This is a genomic window from Sphingomonas sp. Sphisp66, assembly GCF_047324325.1.
Lineage (GTDB): Bacteria > Pseudomonadota > Alphaproteobacteria > Sphingomonadales > Sphingomonadaceae > Sphingomonas.
Genome location: NZ_CP168508.1, coordinates 1644950 through 1659299, shown reverse-complemented (window position 1 = coordinate 1659299; position 14350 = coordinate 1644950). Strand labels below are relative to the sequence as shown.

Genomic DNA, 14350 nt, shown 5'->3' with positions numbered 1-14350 from the left:
CAAGATCAGAAGGTCTTGCTGACCGTCAGACCATAGGTTCTCGGGTCTCCGGGCTGGCCGACGATCAGGCCGGTACTGCCCGACTGGACCGAGAGCAGCTCGAAATACTGCTTGTCGAAGACGTTGCGGACCCAGCCATAGATGTTGAGATCGGCGCGCTTCCAGCCGAGCCGGACGTTCGACAGCGAATAGGCGTCGATCCAGGTATAGGCTGACTGCGACGGGTTGGACGAGAATTTGGAGCGCCAGCTGCCGTCATAGCCGAGATAGACATCGCCATCGCCCACCGGCTGGCGAACCTCGCCGCCCCAGCTCAGCGACCATTTGGAGATGCCCGGCAGCACCTGGCCCGAGATGTCGCAATAGGGCCGGCTGTTGCCGCCCGGGGTGCCGGGCGCCGAGGGCGTGCCGTTGAGATTGCCGTTCGCATCGACGCTCAGCGCGGTGCCGCCGGAGAGCTCGGGCGGGCAAGGCGCGTTCTTGAAGTCGACATACTTCGCGTCGGTATAGGCGCCGTTGAAGTAGAAATTCGCCTGCCGGCTCGGGCGGAAGGAGGCGTCCCATTCGAAACCGCGAGAGCGGACCTTGCCGGCATTGGCGAGATAGCCGCGGATCACGTTGATCGCGTTGTTGTTCACCGTCGCCTGATAGTCGGTGATCTCGGTCCAGAAGCCGGCCGCGTTGAAGGTCAGGCGCCGATCGAGGAACTGGGTCTTCAGGCCGATCTCGAAGTGATTGACCTTTTCCGGCTTCACCGTCTGGGTGCTGAGATCGACGCCGGTATTGGTCGAGTTCAGCGGCAGGCCCGAGAGGTTGATGCCGCCCGACTTGAAGCTGCGCGCATAGGTCGCATAGGCGTGGATATCGGGGGTGAAGTCGTACGACACGGTGATGTCGCCCGAGGCGTTCCAGTCGCTGAACCGCGGGCTGTAGCGCTGCGGCGCCAGCGTGTTGGTCTGGTTGAGGAAGGTCGTGCGGGCAGCCGCGCTGGTCGCCGTGGCCGCCGCGAGCAGCGAGGCGACATTGTCGGCCGATGCCGTGAAGTTGAACTGCGAATTGTGGATGCTGACGACCGAGTCGTAATAGCCCGACTTCTTGTCGTAGTTCAGCCGCAGGCCCGGCGCGATGTGGAAGCCGTCGACCGGCTCCCAGTTGAGCTTGCCGAACAAGGCGAAGCTGGTGTTGTCGAAATTGATCGTGTTGGTCGAGGTCAGGCCGTTCAGCACATTCGGGTTCGACGCGTCGCCGCCCGAGAGCAGCCAGCGGCTCGCCGCGGGACCCTGGACCTGCGAGCCCTGGGTATCGATCGTCTGGTGGAAGAAGAAGGCGCCGAGCGTATAGTCGAGCCGGCCGTCACCGTTCGAGCTGAGGCGCAGCTCCTGGCTGAACTGCTTCTGCTGCGACGGATTCTGCGACACGGTGGTGATCGGCAAGCCGATGAAATCGCGGTCGTTCTTCGGCTGCCAGTCCCAATAGCGCCAGGCGGTGACCGAGGTCAGCGTCGCCGGGCCGAGGTTCCAGTTGGCGACCAGCGAGGCGCCGCCGATCTCCTGGCGCGAGTTGATCTCGGCATCGAGATCGGTCTTGCGGTCGAACGGATCGGTGCTCGGCGGCGCATAGCCGAGCGCCGTCGCCAGCGCGGCATATTGACGGGTGAGCGGGCGCTGGGTGGCGCCGACCCGGGCATAATATTGCACGCAGCACAGCGGGTTCTGGAGGTTCCAGTCACCGGCGAAGGTGAGGTCGATATCGTCGTTCACCTTCCACAGGAGCTGGCCGCGGAAGCTGCTGGTGCGCTGCTTGTGCAGGTCCTCGCCGGTGCGGACATTCTCGATCGTGCCCTCGCGGCTGGTCAGCGCGCTGGAGATGCGCAGCGCCACCTTGTCGCTGAGCGGTCCCGAAACCGAGGCCTTGGCGGTGATCTGGTCGTAGCTGCCGATGCCGAACTCGATCTTCGCCTCGGGGGTGAAGCTGGGCGCGCGGGTGGTGATGTTGATCGCGCCGGCCGTGGTGTTCTTGCCATAGAGCGTGCCCTGCGGCCCGCGCAGTACCTCGACCCGCTCGACATCGACGAAGTCGAAGGTCGAGGCACCGATGCGGCCGATATAGACCTGGTCGAGATAGAAGCCGACGCCCTGCTCGATGCCGTCGTTGGTGAGGCCGAACGGCGCGCCCAGGCCACGGATATTGATGGCGGAATTGCGCGGGTTGCTCGAATAGAACTGCACCGCCGGCAGCGCGGTCTGGAGCCGGTTGAGGTTGGTGTTGCCGCTGTTCTCGATCGTCGGGCCACCGATCACCGAGATGGCGATCGGCACGTCCTGCGCCCTCTCCTCGCGGCGGCGGGCGGTGACGACGATCTCGCCGCTGCCGCTCTGCTGCTGGGCCGGCCTGGCCTGCTGATCGTCGGTGGAGGTCGAGGCAACCGGATCGTCACGCAGGGCCCCGGCAGGTGCCGGCGCGGTACTGGCTAGAAGTAGCAGCGAAAGCGAAGCAAGGCTCATCATCATCCCCTTTGGCCGTGTTGCGCTTAATCTCCACTCAATTGGTGGATATTAGCGAGCAAGGAGATGTTTAGCCATGCCTAGCGCTGGTTGATCGCCGCTTCCGGCCCCCGTTTCGACGCATCTTGAAAGCCGCAATCTCCAACACGATCTGAATTGAGCGGCGCCGTGAAGGGCCGCGAAAACCGCGGCGTCGCGGACCTCCGGGCGCCGGTTAAGTTGATCAATTCGCTCAAGAATAGAGGTCTTGATATGCGCCAGTTCGATTTCACTCCCTTCCGCCGCTCGACCATCGGGTTCGACCGGCTGTTCGACCTGCTCGAGGCCAGCGCCCGGGCCCAGGCTTCCGAGAATTACCCCCCGTTCAACCTCGAGCGCGTCGCCGAGGACCGCTACCGGATCACGATCGCCGTCGCCGGCTTCAAGGCTGACGAGATCGACATCACCGCGCAGCAGAACCTGCTGCTCGTGGCCGGCAAGAAGCGCGAGGAGAACGAGAACAACCAGGGCGCATACCTGCACCTGGGCATCGCCACCCGCAGCTTCGAGCGCCGCTTCGAGTTGGCCGACTTCGTCCGCGTGGAGAGCGCCGACCTTGCCGACGGCCTGCTGGTGATCGAGCTGGTCCGCGAGGTGCCCGAGGCGATGAAGCCCAAGAAGATCGCGGTGAACGGCACGCAGCCGACCCCGATCGTGCACCGCGAGGCCGACGCGGCCTGACCCGACCCACCACGGCTTGCGACGTCTTCCTCCCTTTGGACGTCGCAGCGGGGGGCGCCTGAACTTCGGTTCGGGCGCCCTTTGTGTATCTGCACGATTCGCACGCGAGCGGACGCATTGGACGCGGAAGTTGGCGGTGTTTACGCCTGTCCCTGCCTTTGCGCGGCGTTTCCATTCCGCTCCGGGGAGAGCGGAAGGGCGCGCTAGCGGACACCCGCGGACACGGAAGTTCGCGCTTCGCTTTTCTGCACCGGTTCAAAGAGCGGCCTTGCGGCAGTTGCTTAGAACATTAGCAGAACATTGGAGTGTAGGACAGCCCCACCTACGCGAGAGAGGGCCCAGCAGCAGCGGAAGACCGCCGCCGATAAGGCGCGCCCCTCCGTCATCCCGACGAAAGTCGGGATCTCAGGCGATGGCGCAGGACAAGAGCCGCACGAGATCCCGGCTTTCGCCGGGATGACGGTTAGGGGCGGCGGGAGACGGCTTTGGGCGCCGGGTGACGGCTATTTGGCGTGGGATGACGAGGACGCCGCCTGACCTCAGCGTGCCGGGCCGATCAGCCAGGGCTTCACATAGCCGGTGGGCTTGGCCTTGCCGTCGAGGCGCTCGACTCGGAGGATCTGGACGGGCTTGAGGATCATCTGGTCCTTCATCGCGTCGCGGCCGCCACCGGTCGGCATGGCGAGCATGCGCTTCACCACGTCCATCCCCGAGATCACCTTGCCGAACGCCGCGAAGCCCTTGAACGGGCCGCGCGCGTCGAGCCCGGGATTGGGACCGACCATGATCGAGAAGTTGCAGTTTGCGCCGTCCGGGTTGGGGCCGTGTGCCATCGAGATCGTGCCGTCGAGGTGGTGGATGCCGGTCTGCGCGGTCGATTCGAGCGGCACGGAGGGCAGCATGCGCCGCGCATCGGTGCCGATGCCGCCCTGGACGAAGCCCTGGCCCGGGTTCCCCTTGCGGCGGGCGGAGCGGTAGAATTGGGTGCCCTCGAGCCGGCCGTCATCGACATAGGCCATGAAGTTGGCGACCGTCTTCGGGGCGCGCCTGGCATCGAGCGCGACGGTGATGTTGCCCGCCGACGTGACGATCCGGACGCGGACCGTTGCAGGCTCCTGCGGCGGCGCGGCGGCGGTGAGGAAGAGGGCGAGGACGGCAAGCAGGGTACGCATGGGGTATCCCGCTAGTCGATGCGGGTGGGGAAACGCAATTCCTCCCCGAGCTTGTCTCGGGGAGGGGGACCGCGCGACGCAGTCGCGTGGTGGAGGGGCTGGCGCGGGAGCGCCGGTACCCGGCGCGCCCCTCCACCCCGCCCTGCGGGCGCGGTCCCCCTCCCCCAGCGAGCTGGGGGAGGAATTTAGAAAGGTGCCAACTTCGGCGGACAGAGTGTTCAGAGAGCCGAATAGTCCATTCGCTTCAGGTCCTCGATCAGGCTCGGCCCCACCGGTTCCCAGCCCAGGCGGGCGCGGGTCTTGGCGCTTGATGCCAGCATGTCGAGGCCCATGAAGATGTTGAGCCAGCCGAAATGCGCCCCTGCCTCCTCCGGCGTGAGCGAGCGGACGGGAATGTTCATACCGGCGCCGACGACCTCCGCGATCTCCCGCGCGGCGATCCCCTCTTCCGCCACCGCATTGTAGCGGGCGCCCTTCTCGCCCCGGTCGAGCGCGAGGACATAGAGCTTCGCCACGTCGAGGACATGCGCGGCGGGCCAGCGGTTGGCGCCGTCGCCGACATAGGCGGCCAGGCCCTTTTCGCGGGCATTGGCGACATAGGGGGTGATCAGGCCCTGCCTCGCCGTGTCATGAACCTGGGGCAGCCGGACCACGCGGACATCGACGCCCGCCTCGAGCAGCGCCTGACCGGTCTGCTCGGAGATCATGCGAGGATTGGGATGCTCGCGGGCGAAGACGTCCTCGTCGGCGGGCTGGCCGGGCACGGCATTGCCCATGCCGGTGCCCGAGGTGATCAGCAGCGGGCGGCCCGTGCCCTTGAGCGCCTCGCCCATCGCGACGATCACCCGGCCGTCCTTCTCGCAATTGGCGACGAAGTTCGAGAAGTCGTGATCGAAGGCAGTGTGAATGACCGCGTCCGCGGCGTCCGCTCCGGCGCGCAGCGACTCGAGGTCCTCGAGCGTGCCGCGATGCGCCTCGGCACCCTGGGCGGCGAGCGCGGCGGCGCCGGCATCGGAGCGGGTGAGGCCGAGCACCTGGTGGCCTGCCGCCAGCAGCTCGGGGACGATGCGCGAGCCGATGAAGCCGGTGGCGCCGGTGAGGAAGACACGCATGGGGATACTCCGTTGGTTGTTCGAAGCAGTTGTGGCCCTTGCCCATTTCCTGTTAAAGTAGTGACGTTATCCTAGTATAAAGACTGACAGGCTATGCCCCAGGACAGCGCTACCCCACTCGGCAAGTTCCTGCGCGACCGGCGCACAAGGCTCGATCCGGCCAGTTTCGGCTTCGGAAGCGGGCGGCGGCGCACCCCGGGCCTGCGGCGCGAGGAAGTGGCGCAGCGATCGAACATCAGCCCGACCTGGTATACCTGGCTGGAGCAGGGCCGCGGCGGCGCGCCCTCGGCCGATGTGCTCGACCGGATCGCTTCGGGGCTGATGCTCACCGAGCCCGAGCGCGAGCATATGTACATGCTCGCCTTCGGGCACCCGCCGGAAGCGCGCTATCGCGGGGCCGAGGGGATCACGCCGCGCTTGCAGCGCGTCCTGGACGCGATGCCGGTGCCGGCGATGATCCGCACCGCGACCTGGGACGTGGTCGCCTGGAACGCGGCGGCGGCGGTGGCGCTCACCGATTATGGCGCGGTGCCGGTGGAGCAGCGCAACATCCTGCGGCGGATGTTCTCCGATTCGCGGCTGCAGGCGGCGCAGGAGGACTGGCTGAGCGTGGCGCGCTACGTCGTCGCCTCGTTCCGGGCGGACGTGACGCGGGCGGGCGCATCGCAGGAGATCAGCGCGCTGGTCGAGGAATTGTCGCGGACCAGCGCCGAGTTCGACGCGCTGTGGCGCGACAACGACGTCGCCGGGCAGCAGGGCGACGGGGTGAAAAGGCTGCGGCATCCCGAGCTGGGCACGATAGAGCTGGAATTCTCGACCTTTGCGGTGGAGGGCCGGCCGGAGCTCAACATGATGATCTACAACCCGGTGGCGCCCGAGGTGGCGGCGAAGATCCGGGAGATGGTGGCGGGTTCTCACCGTCATCCCGGCGAAAGCCGGGATCTCGTGCAGTAGCGCGATGCGGCCTGAGATCCCGGCATTCGCCGGGATGACGGTTGGTGGAAGATTCCTACAGCAGATACACCACGACATAGCGCGCCACGAGGGCGAGCATCACCACCTTCGCCCAGCGCTCGCCGCGGACGAACATCGCCGCGGCCATCAGCAGCGCGAGGATCGCGGTAAGGCCGAGCGCCAGCGGGCGCAGCAAATGCGGGGCGATCGTGGGGATGCTGGCGTAGAAGGCGAGCTGGCAGAGCAGCAGGCCGAACATCACCCCGATGACGACGCGGCGGACGCGGAAGAAATGCGCGTCGAAGTCCGGCTGCTCCTCGATATCGCGCGGGAAGACGAGGTGCGCAGCGAGATAATAGGCGGCGGCGAAGACGGTGATCGCCATCAGCAGCTTGCCCGAGACATGGACGACGTCGCGCACCACCCAGGCGGCCTGCCAGAAGGACAGCAGGTCGAGCATCACGAAGGCGCCGAGCAGCGGGGTCAGCCAGCCGATGCGGATCGCGGAACCAGGGCGGAGCCGCGCCTCGATCGCCTTCGCCAACCCGCCAAGGACCTCGGCGAGCGAAAGGCCGAGCAGCAGGCCGAACAGCGAAAAGATGAATTCGAAATCCGACATGCGGTGCTCCCCCTGCCCGGCTGTTAGCGCGCGGGGGTTCGGTGGTGCAAATGGTTCACGCGACGACGCCACGACGCGACGAAGAAGAGATTTGTTCGCGCAGAGGCGCGGAGGACGCAGAGGTGTCGTGCGCCTGGCCGGCGCTCGCGCCAATCGTCATCCCGGCGAAAGCCGGGATCTCGGGCCGTATCGCGGGAAGGAGCCGCATGAAATCCCGGCTTTCGCCGGGATGACGGCTGTGGGGGCTATGGCGCCCGGATCACGGCTTTGGTTGCGCGAGACTTCTCTGCGTCCTCTGCGCCTCTGCGCGAACAAAAAAAGCCGGGCGCTGGGCCCGGCCTTTCTGCTTTCCGCTGGAAGTAGCTCAGACCAGCCGGCTCTGCCGCACCGCCGCTTCGATGAAGCTGGCGAACAGCGGGTGCGGCTCAAAGGGCTTGGACTTGAGTTCCGGGTGGAACTGCACGCCGACGAACCAGGGGTGGTCCGGCCGCTCGACGATCTCGGGCAGCGAGCCGTCGGGCGACATGCCCGAGAAGACCAGGCCGCCCTGCTCGAGCACCGGCTTGTAGGCAGTGTTGACCTCGTAGCGGTGGCGATGGCGCTCGCTGATCTCGTCGGCGCCGTAGATCGAGGAGACGACCGAGTTGCCGCCGAGCTTCGCGGTGTACGCGCCGAGGCGCATCGTGCCGCCCATGTCGCCGCCTTCCTCGCGCTTCTGCAGGCCCTCGCTGGTCATCCATTCGGTGATCATGCCGACCACCGGCTCCTCGGTCGGGCCGAATTCGGTGGTCGAGGCATTGGCGATGCCGCCGGCGCGGACGCCTTCGATGCACGCCATCTGCATGCCGAGGCAGATGCCGAAGAACGGCACGTTGCGCTCGCGGGCGAACTTGACGCCGGCGATCTTGCCCTCGCTGCCGCGCTCGCCGAAGCCGCCGGGGACGAGGATGCCGTGCAGCGGCTCGAGCTGGGCGGTGATCTCGGACTCGTCGCCATGCTCGAACAGCTCGGCGTCGAGCCAGCGGATGTTGACCTTCACCCGGTTGGCGATGCCGCCGTGGGTGAGCGCCTCGGTGAGCGACTTGTAGGCGTCGGGCACGCCCATATACTTGCCGACCACGCCGATCGTGACTTCGCCCTCGGGATTGAGGACGCGGTCCTCGATCTCTTCCCAGCGGGTGAGATCGGGCGAGCCGGTGACGTCGATCCCGAAGGCCTTGAGCACTTCGACGTCGAGCCCCTCGGCATGGTATTGGAGCGGCACGCCGTAGATGGTCTTCGCGTCGAGCGCGGGGATGACCGACGAGGCGGGCACGTTGCAGAACAGCGCGATCTTGGCGCGGTCGCTCGCCGGCAGCGGCTTCTCGCTGCGGCAGACGATGACATCAGCATGGACGCCGAGCGAGGCGAGCTCGCGCACGCTGTGCTGGGTCGGCTTGGTCTTCAGCTCGCCGGCGGCGGCGATGTAGGGCACCAGCGTCAGGTGGACGCTGACCGAGTTGCCGCGGCCAAGATCGTTGCGGAGCTGGCGAATCGCCTCGACGAAGGGCAGCGACTCGATGTCGCCGACGGTGCCGCCGATCTCGCACAGCACGAAGTCGAGATCCTCGGTGTCCGCCTGGGCGAAGGCCTTGATCGCGTCGGTCACGTGCGGGATCACCTGGACGGTGGCGCCGAGATAGTCGCCGCGGCGCTCGCGCTCGATGATCGTCTTGTAGATCCGGCCCGAGGTGATGTTGTCCGACTGGCGCGAGGCGACGCCGGTGAAGCGCTCGTAATGGCCCAGGTCGAGATCGGTCTCGGCGCCATCGTCGGTGACGTAGACCTCACCATGCTGGTGGGGCGACATCGTGCCGGGATCGACGTTGAGATAGGGATCGAACTTGCGGATGCGGACCCGATAGCCACGCGCCTGGAGCAGAGCCGCGAGGCTCGCTGCCATGAGACCCTTGCCCAGCGAGGAGACCACGCCGCCGGTGATGAAGATATACCGCGCCATGGGAGAAAACGCCTAACGTGAATGGACGCGCGCCGGAAGCGTGCGAATCACGCAACCGGGCACAAATTTATGTGGACAGCCCCGGACCAGGCCGGGACCGGCGGATTTACTGGGCCAGCGGGACCGAGCTGTTGCCCTGCGCGGCCGGAGCCGCCGGGGCAGTCGCGTTGCCCGGCGCGAAGGGCGCCGCGCCGCCCGGAGGGGCGGTGGTCGGCAGCGCCTGGGGCACGGCGGCCGGGGTCGAGCGCTGCAGCGAGGCGTCGATCGTCGCGCCGTGGCGATTCGCCGCCAGGAAGGCGAGCAGGATCGACATGGCGATGAACGCGGAGGCGAGGATCGCGGTGGTGCGCGTCAGGAAGTCGGCCGCGCTGCGCGCCGACATCAGGCCCGACGGGCTGCCGCTCGAGGTGAGGCCGCCGCCCTCCGACTTCTGCAGGAGAATCACGCCGACGAGACCCGCGGCGATGAAGGCCTGGACGATGAGCAGGAAGGTGAACATGAAATGCGCGGACCTCTTGAAGAAAGGCGGCACATAGGGGAGCCGCCGGTTCCAATCAACCGTGTGGAGCCACTACCCACCTCAGATGCTCAACAAAGCTGTAACATTTCGCAGCCGGACTGAAACCGGATCGGTTCACGCGCGTTATGAGCTTTGGCCCTGGCGTATCGGGGGCGTAACAACAGAGTAGATGCCGTGAACGCAATGACCGACAGCTCGCTTTCTTCGTGGAAGAACACGCTGATCGACTATGTGCGATCGGGAGAACCGGACCTGACCAACCGGCAGATGGCCTTGCTGATGCTCGTCTATCTGGAACCTGGCCCCCATACCGTGCGCGGCCTGGCCCGGGCTTTGAACGTATCGAAGCCCGTCGTCACGCGTGCCTTGAACAGACTGGGCACGCTCGGCTATCTGCGCCGCCAGCGCGACGACACCGACAAGCGGAACATCTTCGTCGCCAAGACCGCGGAAGGGGCAGAGTTTCTTGCAGAATTCGGGCATTTCCTCACTGGGGGGCACATCGCCGAACCAGTCGCCCGCAGGGCCAGCGCGTAAGCGTTTCTCGCTGAAGGGCCGTTCGGTTCCCATCGATCCCAGGGTCGATGCGGTTCGTCGTGACCTGGCAGACGTACGTCTGGCGGATCGCGTGTTCGCACCCCATTATGCGGCGCCTATGCTCCGCATGATCTCCTCGCCCGTGCCCCTGCGCGCCGGCTCCAAACCCGATTCGGAAACGCTCGCCCAGCTTGCGGGCGGCGACTCGTTCGAAGTGCTCGAACTCGCCGGCGACCATGCCTGGGGCGTCGCCCCTGGCCAGAAGCTGGTCGGCTATGTCCCCGCCTCGATCCTGGAGCGCCCCGCGGCATGACGATTCGCGTGTTCATCGACGGCGCCGTCGGCACCACCGGCCTGGAGATTCGCGAGCGGCTGGATGGCCGCGACGGGATCGAGCAGATCATCCTGGACGACAAGGACCGCAAGGACCCGGCCAAGCGCGAGGACGCGCTCAACTCGGCGGACTTCGTGATCCTGTGCCTGCCCGACGATGCCGCGCGCGACGCGGTCGACATGATCAAGGCGGCCAAGGTCCGCGTGATCGACGCCTCGACCGCGCATCGCGTCGCCGATGGCTGGACCTATGGCTTTCCCGAGCTCGAGCCCGGCCAGGCGGCGCAGATCGCCGAGGCGACGCGCGTCTCCAACCCCGGCTGCTATCCTACCGGGTTCCTGGCACTCGTCCGCCCGCTGATTCGCGCCGGGCTGGTACCGCACGACCATCCGCTGAGCGTCAACGCGGTCTCGGGCTATTCGGGCGGCGGCAAGAGCATGATCGCCGAGTTCGAGGACCAGGCCGCGGCCGGCTATACCGAGACGGCGTTCCGCAATTACGGGCTCGGCCTCGCGCACAAGCACGTGCCCGAGATGACCAAGCACGCCCGCATCGTGCATCCGCCAATCTTCCAGCCCGCCGTGGTGCGGGCCTATCGCGGCATGCTGGTCGAGGTGCCCCTGCCCCTCCACGCCTTCACCCGCCGGCCGTCGCTCGAGGCGATCGAGAACGCGCTGCGCGAGGCCTACAAGGATTCGCCGCTGGTCCGCGTGCTGCCGGGCGACGTGGCGACGGTGAGCATCGAGGAGGATGCGGGCACCGACCGGCTGTCGCTGCGGGTGTTCGGCAATGCCGAGACCGGCCAGGCGCGGCTGGTGGCGACGCTCGACAATCTCGGCAAGGGCGCGGCCGGCGCCGCAGTGCAGAACCTCAACATCATGGCGGGGTTCGACCAGACCGCGGGGCTGGTGCTGTAGGAGCCGGTTTGGTTTCGGGTTTTGAGGAGGCCGGGCCCTTGGGTCCGGCCTTTTTTGTTCGCGCGACGACGCAACGGCGCGACGAAGAAGAGTTTGTTCGCGCAGAGGCGCGGAGGACGCAGAGGGGTTGCGCTTGGGACGTCCTGGGCGTCCTGCCCCATAGCCGTCATCCCGACGAAAGCCGGGATCTCATGCGGCTCCATCCCCGCGCCTTCGCCTGAGATCCCGGCTTTCGCCGGGATGACGATTTGGGGAACGGGCTGAGCACGCGATTAGCGTCCCCTCTGCGTCCTCTGCGCCTCTGCGCGAACCACCTTCTTCCTTCTTCCCTACGCCGCCGCTCCGTCGCCCGAACAATCTCCCGCCCCTTCGCTTGCCGCTGCCACCGGTTACCCTATCTAGAACCCGCCACCCGGCCTTGATCTTTGCGCGCCATTGGTGTCTCGCGAGGCCGAAACGAAGATAGCGAGGCAAAGCATGCGACAATCCGCGGGCAAACTGCTCCTGTTCGGCGCCACCGGCGACCTTTCCCAGCGGATGCTGCTTCCCTCGCTCTATGGCCTGCACGCGGACGGGCTGCTGCCCGACGGGCTGACCATCACCTGCACCGCGCGCTCCGATTATGACGATGCGGGGTTCCGCGAATTCGCCCGCCACGCGCTCGATCATTTCCTTCCCGCCGACCGTAAGGATGACAGCGCTGTCGGAAGCTTCCTCGAGCGCGTCTTCTACCAGCGGCTCGATGCCTCGAAGACCGAGGGCTTCGCCGCGCTGGCCGAGAAGCTCGGCGACATTTCGGGCGGCCTGGCGATCTTTCTGTCGACCGCGCCCTCGCTGTTCGGCCCGACGATCAAGGGACTCGAATCGGCCGGGCTGACCGGGTCGAACGTCCGCATCGGGCTGGAGAAGCCGCTGGGCGTCGACCTCAAGTCGAGCCGCGAAGTGAACGACATCGTCGCCGAGGCATTCCCCGAGGACCGCACCTTCCGGATCGACCATTATCTCGGCAAGGAGACGGTGCAGAACATCCTGGCGCTGCGCTTCGGCAACTCGCTGTTCGAGCCGGTGTGGAACGCGCAGGGCATCGAGCATGTCCAGATCACCGTCTCCGAGACGGTGGGCCTGGAAGGCCGCGCCGGCTATTATGACGATGTCGGCGCGCTGCGCGACATGGTCCAGAACCACATGCTCCAGCTGCTCGCGCTGGTCGCGATGGAACCCCCTGCCCGCTTCGACGGAACCGCGATCCGCGACGAGAAGGTCAAGGTGCTGCGCTCGCTCCGGCCGATCGCAGGCAACGACGTGCCCAACCTGACCGTGACCGGCCAATATGGCGGCGGCGCGGTGAAGGGCGAGATCGTGCGGTCCTACGACACCGACCTGGAGAAGAGCTCGGACACCGAGACCTTCGTCGCGATCAAGGCGCATGTCGACAATTGGCGCTGGCACGGCGTGCCCTTCTATCTGCGCACCGGCAAGCGGCTGGCAGAGCGCCGCAGCGAGATCGTGATCACCTTCAAGCCGGTGCCGCACTCGATCTTCGAGGAGCGCGGCGGCGCGCTGAAGCCGAACGTGCTGGTGATCCGCCTGCAGCCCGAGGAATATATCCAGCTGCTGGTGATGGCGAAGGAGCCGGGCCTCGACCGCGACGGCATCCGCCTGAAGGAAGTGCCGCTGAACCTGAGCCTCGAGCACGAGTTCGCCGGCACCCGCCGCCGCATCGCCTATGAGCGGCTGTTCCTCGACCTGATCGAGGGCGATCCGACGCTGTTCGTCCGCCGCGACGAGGTGGAGGCGCAATGGGCCTGGATCGACGCGATCCGCGAAGGCTGGAAGACGGCCGCGGTGAAGCCCAAGCCCTATGCCTCGGGCAGCTGGGGCCCGAGCGCCGCGATCGCGCTGACCGAGCGCGACGGGGTGACGTGGAATGAATGATTGCAAATTCCTCCCCGAGCTCGTCTCGGGGAGGGGGACCAGCCGCAGGCTGGTGGAGGGGCGGCGGATGCAATCCGCCGTCTGCGACGGCGGCCCCTCCACCACCGGCTTCGCCGGCGGTCCCCCTCCCCCAAGCAAGCTGGGGGAGGAATTTGGAAACCCATGCCGCTTTGAGATAGTTTTTAGATACCCACCTGAGAGACCCAAGGAGCTGACATGACGACCGAAATCGAATGGTGGGACTATGAGGACGCCGACGAGATGGCCGCGGCCGTCGCCGGCGATATCGGCTTCATCATCGAGAGCGCGATCGACGCCCGCGGCGCGGCGGTGATCGCGCTGGCCGGCGGCAAGACCCCGCTGCCGATCTACGAGAAGCTCGCCAAGGCCAAGATCGACTGGAAGCGCGTGACGATCATCCCGGGCGACGACCGCATCGTGCCGCTGGGCGATCCGCTGTCGAACGTCACCGCGATCGGCAAGATCTTCATCCCCAAGGGTGCGCGGGTGATCCCGCTCGTGAGCGACAAGGCGCCGGACTACAAGGCGGCCGGCCGCTCGGCCGACGCGCTGCTGCAGGACGTGCACTGGCCGCTCGACCTCTGCCTGCTCGGCGTGGGTGGCGACGGCCACTGCGCCTCGATCTTCCCCGGCCCCGATTTCGACGAGGCGCTGAACGGCCCCAAGGAGCGCCGCGCGCTGGGCGTGATGCCCGATCCGCTGCCGCCCGAGGCCCCGGTCGCCCGCGTCACCCTGTCGCGTTCGGCGATCATCACGGCGCGTGCGCTGATGATCGCGATCACCGGCGAGGCCAAGAAGGACGTGCTGGAAGCGGCGATCGAGCAGGGCGCCTCGTCGAGCTATCCGGTCGGCCGCGTGCTCGCCGATGTCGAGCTGCCGGTGGATATCCACTGGGCGGCATAGAATTTTCTTCTGTTCCCCGGCGCAAGCCGGGGCCCAGGGTCACAAGCGCTTCAGCCGAGAAACCCTGGGCCCCGGCCGTCGCCGGGGAACGGTAGTGCAAATG

At 66.8% G+C, this 14350-nt stretch carries 13 protein-coding genes; 7 read left to right on the top strand and 6 right to left on the bottom strand.

Annotation, left to right across the window (positions count from 1 at the left end; translation table 11 throughout):
• Window positions 1–5: 5 nt before the first annotated feature.
• Entirely contained in the window at window positions 6–2504 is a 2499-nt protein-coding gene (locus ACEN8G_RS08110; RefSeq protein ID WP_413415543.1) for a TonB-dependent receptor, read from the bottom strand.
• 252 nt (window positions 2505–2756) lie between these two features.
• On the opposite strand from ACEN8G_RS08110, the gene ACEN8G_RS08105 reads away from it, so the two are divergent.
• Window positions 2757–3224: an Hsp20 family protein gene (locus ACEN8G_RS08105; RefSeq protein WP_307118886.1), complete on the top strand. Its 468-nt coding sequence runs from the start codon at window positions 2757–2759 to the stop codon at window positions 3222–3224.
• Window positions 3225–3763: 539 nt separating this feature from the next.
• Here the strand turns inward: ACEN8G_RS08105 and ACEN8G_RS08100 are convergent.
• Window positions 3764–4396 (bottom strand): peptidylprolyl isomerase, encoded by a 633-nt coding sequence (locus ACEN8G_RS08100; RefSeq protein WP_413415544.1) that lies wholly within the window; start codon window positions 4394–4396, stop codon window positions 3764–3766.
• 218 nt (window positions 4397–4614) lie between these two features.
• On the bottom strand, window positions 4615–5508 hold the full coding sequence (locus ACEN8G_RS08095) for an SDR family oxidoreductase (protein ID WP_413418754.1): 894 nt from the start codon (window positions 5506–5508) through the stop codon (window positions 4615–4617).
• Between the two features lie 93 nt (window positions 5509–5601).
• Here ACEN8G_RS08095 and ACEN8G_RS08090 point away from each other — a divergent pair, with 93 nt between their 5' ends.
• Window positions 5602–6462, top strand: coding sequence for a helix-turn-helix transcriptional regulator (locus tag ACEN8G_RS08090; protein ID WP_413418756.1), 861 nt, complete (start codon window positions 5602–5604; stop codon window positions 6460–6462).
• A 55-nt stretch (window positions 6463–6517) separates the two neighbouring features.
• Here ACEN8G_RS08090 and ACEN8G_RS08085 read toward each other — a convergent pair whose 3' ends face one another.
• The 3 genes from ACEN8G_RS08085 to secG all read right to left on the bottom strand — a co-directional run bounded on the left by ACEN8G_RS08085 (window position 6518) and on the right by secG (window position 9579).
• Complete coding sequence (locus ACEN8G_RS08085; protein WP_413418758.1) at window positions 6518–7081, bottom strand: hypothetical protein; 564 nt, start codon at window positions 7079–7081, stop codon at window positions 6518–6520.
• Between the two features lie 364 nt (window positions 7082–7445).
• A complete protein-coding gene (locus ACEN8G_RS08080; RefSeq protein ID WP_413418760.1) occupies window positions 7446–9080 on the bottom strand; it encodes a CTP synthase in 1635 nt (544 codons plus the stop codon).
• A 106-nt stretch (window positions 9081–9186) separates the two neighbouring features.
• On the bottom strand, window positions 9187–9579 hold the full coding sequence (secG, locus tag ACEN8G_RS08075) for a preprotein translocase subunit SecG (RefSeq protein ID WP_413418762.1): 393 nt from the start codon (window positions 9577–9579) through the stop codon (window positions 9187–9189).
• Window positions 9580–9783: 204 nt separating this feature from the next.
• Between secG and ACEN8G_RS08070 the strand changes: the two genes are divergently transcribed.
• The 5 genes from ACEN8G_RS08070 to pgl all read left to right on the top strand — a co-directional run bounded on the left by ACEN8G_RS08070 (window position 9784) and on the right by pgl (window position 14247).
• Window positions 9784–10137, top strand: coding sequence for a MarR family transcriptional regulator (locus ACEN8G_RS08070; RefSeq protein WP_307118879.1), 354 nt, complete (start codon window positions 9784–9786; stop codon window positions 10135–10137).
• A 118-nt stretch (window positions 10138–10255) separates the two neighbouring features.
• Window positions 10256–10450, top strand: coding sequence for a hypothetical protein (locus ACEN8G_RS08065; RefSeq protein WP_413418764.1), 195 nt, complete (start codon window positions 10256–10258; stop codon window positions 10448–10450).
• Window positions 10447–11388 carry an N-acetyl-gamma-glutamyl-phosphate reductase gene (gene argC / locus ACEN8G_RS08060; RefSeq protein WP_413418766.1) on the top strand — a complete coding sequence of 314 codons (942 nt, stop codon included), beginning with the start codon at window positions 10447–10449 and terminating at the stop codon, window positions 11386–11388. The genes ACEN8G_RS08065 and argC overlap by 4 nt, the downstream gene beginning before the upstream one ends.
• A gap of 477 nt (window positions 11389–11865) precedes the next feature.
• Window positions 11866–13323, top strand: coding sequence for a glucose-6-phosphate dehydrogenase (gene zwf, locus ACEN8G_RS08055; RefSeq protein WP_413419055.1), 1458 nt, complete (start codon window positions 11866–11868; stop codon window positions 13321–13323).
• A gap of 216 nt (window positions 13324–13539) precedes the next feature.
• Window positions 13540–14247, top strand: a complete 708-nt coding sequence (gene pgl / locus ACEN8G_RS08050; protein WP_413419057.1) for a 6-phosphogluconolactonase — start codon at window positions 13540–13542, stop codon at window positions 14245–14247.
• Window positions 14248–14350 lie beyond the last annotated feature (103 nt).

Bases quoted from the DNA above. Each gene is read 5' to 3' on its own strand.
- ACEN8G_RS08090 (WP_413418756.1), top strand. From the start codon at position 5,602: ATGCCCCAGGACAGCGCTACCCCACTCGGCAAGTTCCTGCGCGACCGG.
- secG (WP_413418762.1), bottom strand. From the start codon at position 9,579: ATGTTCACCTTCCTGCTCATCGTCCAGGCCTTCATCGCCGCGGGTCTC.
- ACEN8G_RS08070 (WP_307118879.1), top strand. From the start codon at position 9,784: ATGACCGACAGCTCGCTTTCTTCGTGGAAGAACACGCTGATCGACTAT.
- ACEN8G_RS08065 (WP_413418764.1), top strand. From the start codon at position 10,256: ATGCTCCGCATGATCTCCTCGCCCGTGCCCCTGCGCGCCGGCTCCAAA.
- ACEN8G_RS08105 (WP_307118886.1), top strand. From the start codon at position 2,757: ATGCGCCAGTTCGATTTCACTCCCTTCCGCCGCTCGACCATCGGGTTC.
- ACEN8G_RS08100 (WP_413415544.1), bottom strand. From the start codon at position 4,396: ATGCGTACCCTGCTTGCCGTCCTCGCCCTCTTCCTCACCGCCGCCGCG.
- pgl (WP_413419057.1), top strand. From the start codon at position 13,540: ATGACGACCGAAATCGAATGGTGGGACTATGAGGACGCCGACGAGATG.
- ACEN8G_RS08085 (WP_413418758.1), bottom strand. From the start codon at position 7,081: ATGTCGGATTTCGAATTCATCTTTTCGCTGTTCGGCCTGCTGCTCGGC.
- ACEN8G_RS08095 (WP_413418754.1), bottom strand. From the start codon at position 5,508: ATGCGTGTCTTCCTCACCGGCGCCACCGGCTTCATCGGCTCGCGCATC.
- ACEN8G_RS08110 (WP_413415543.1), bottom strand. From the start codon at position 2,504: ATGAGCCTTGCTTCGCTTTCGCTGCTACTTCTAGCCAGTACCGCGCCG.
- ACEN8G_RS08080 (WP_413418760.1), bottom strand. From the start codon at position 9,080: ATGGCGCGGTATATCTTCATCACCGGCGGCGTGGTCTCCTCGCTGGGC.
- zwf (WP_413419055.1), top strand. From the start codon at position 11,866: ATGCGACAATCCGCGGGCAAACTGCTCCTGTTCGGCGCCACCGGCGAC.
- argC (WP_413418766.1), top strand. From the start codon at position 10,447: ATGACGATTCGCGTGTTCATCGACGGCGCCGTCGGCACCACCGGCCTG.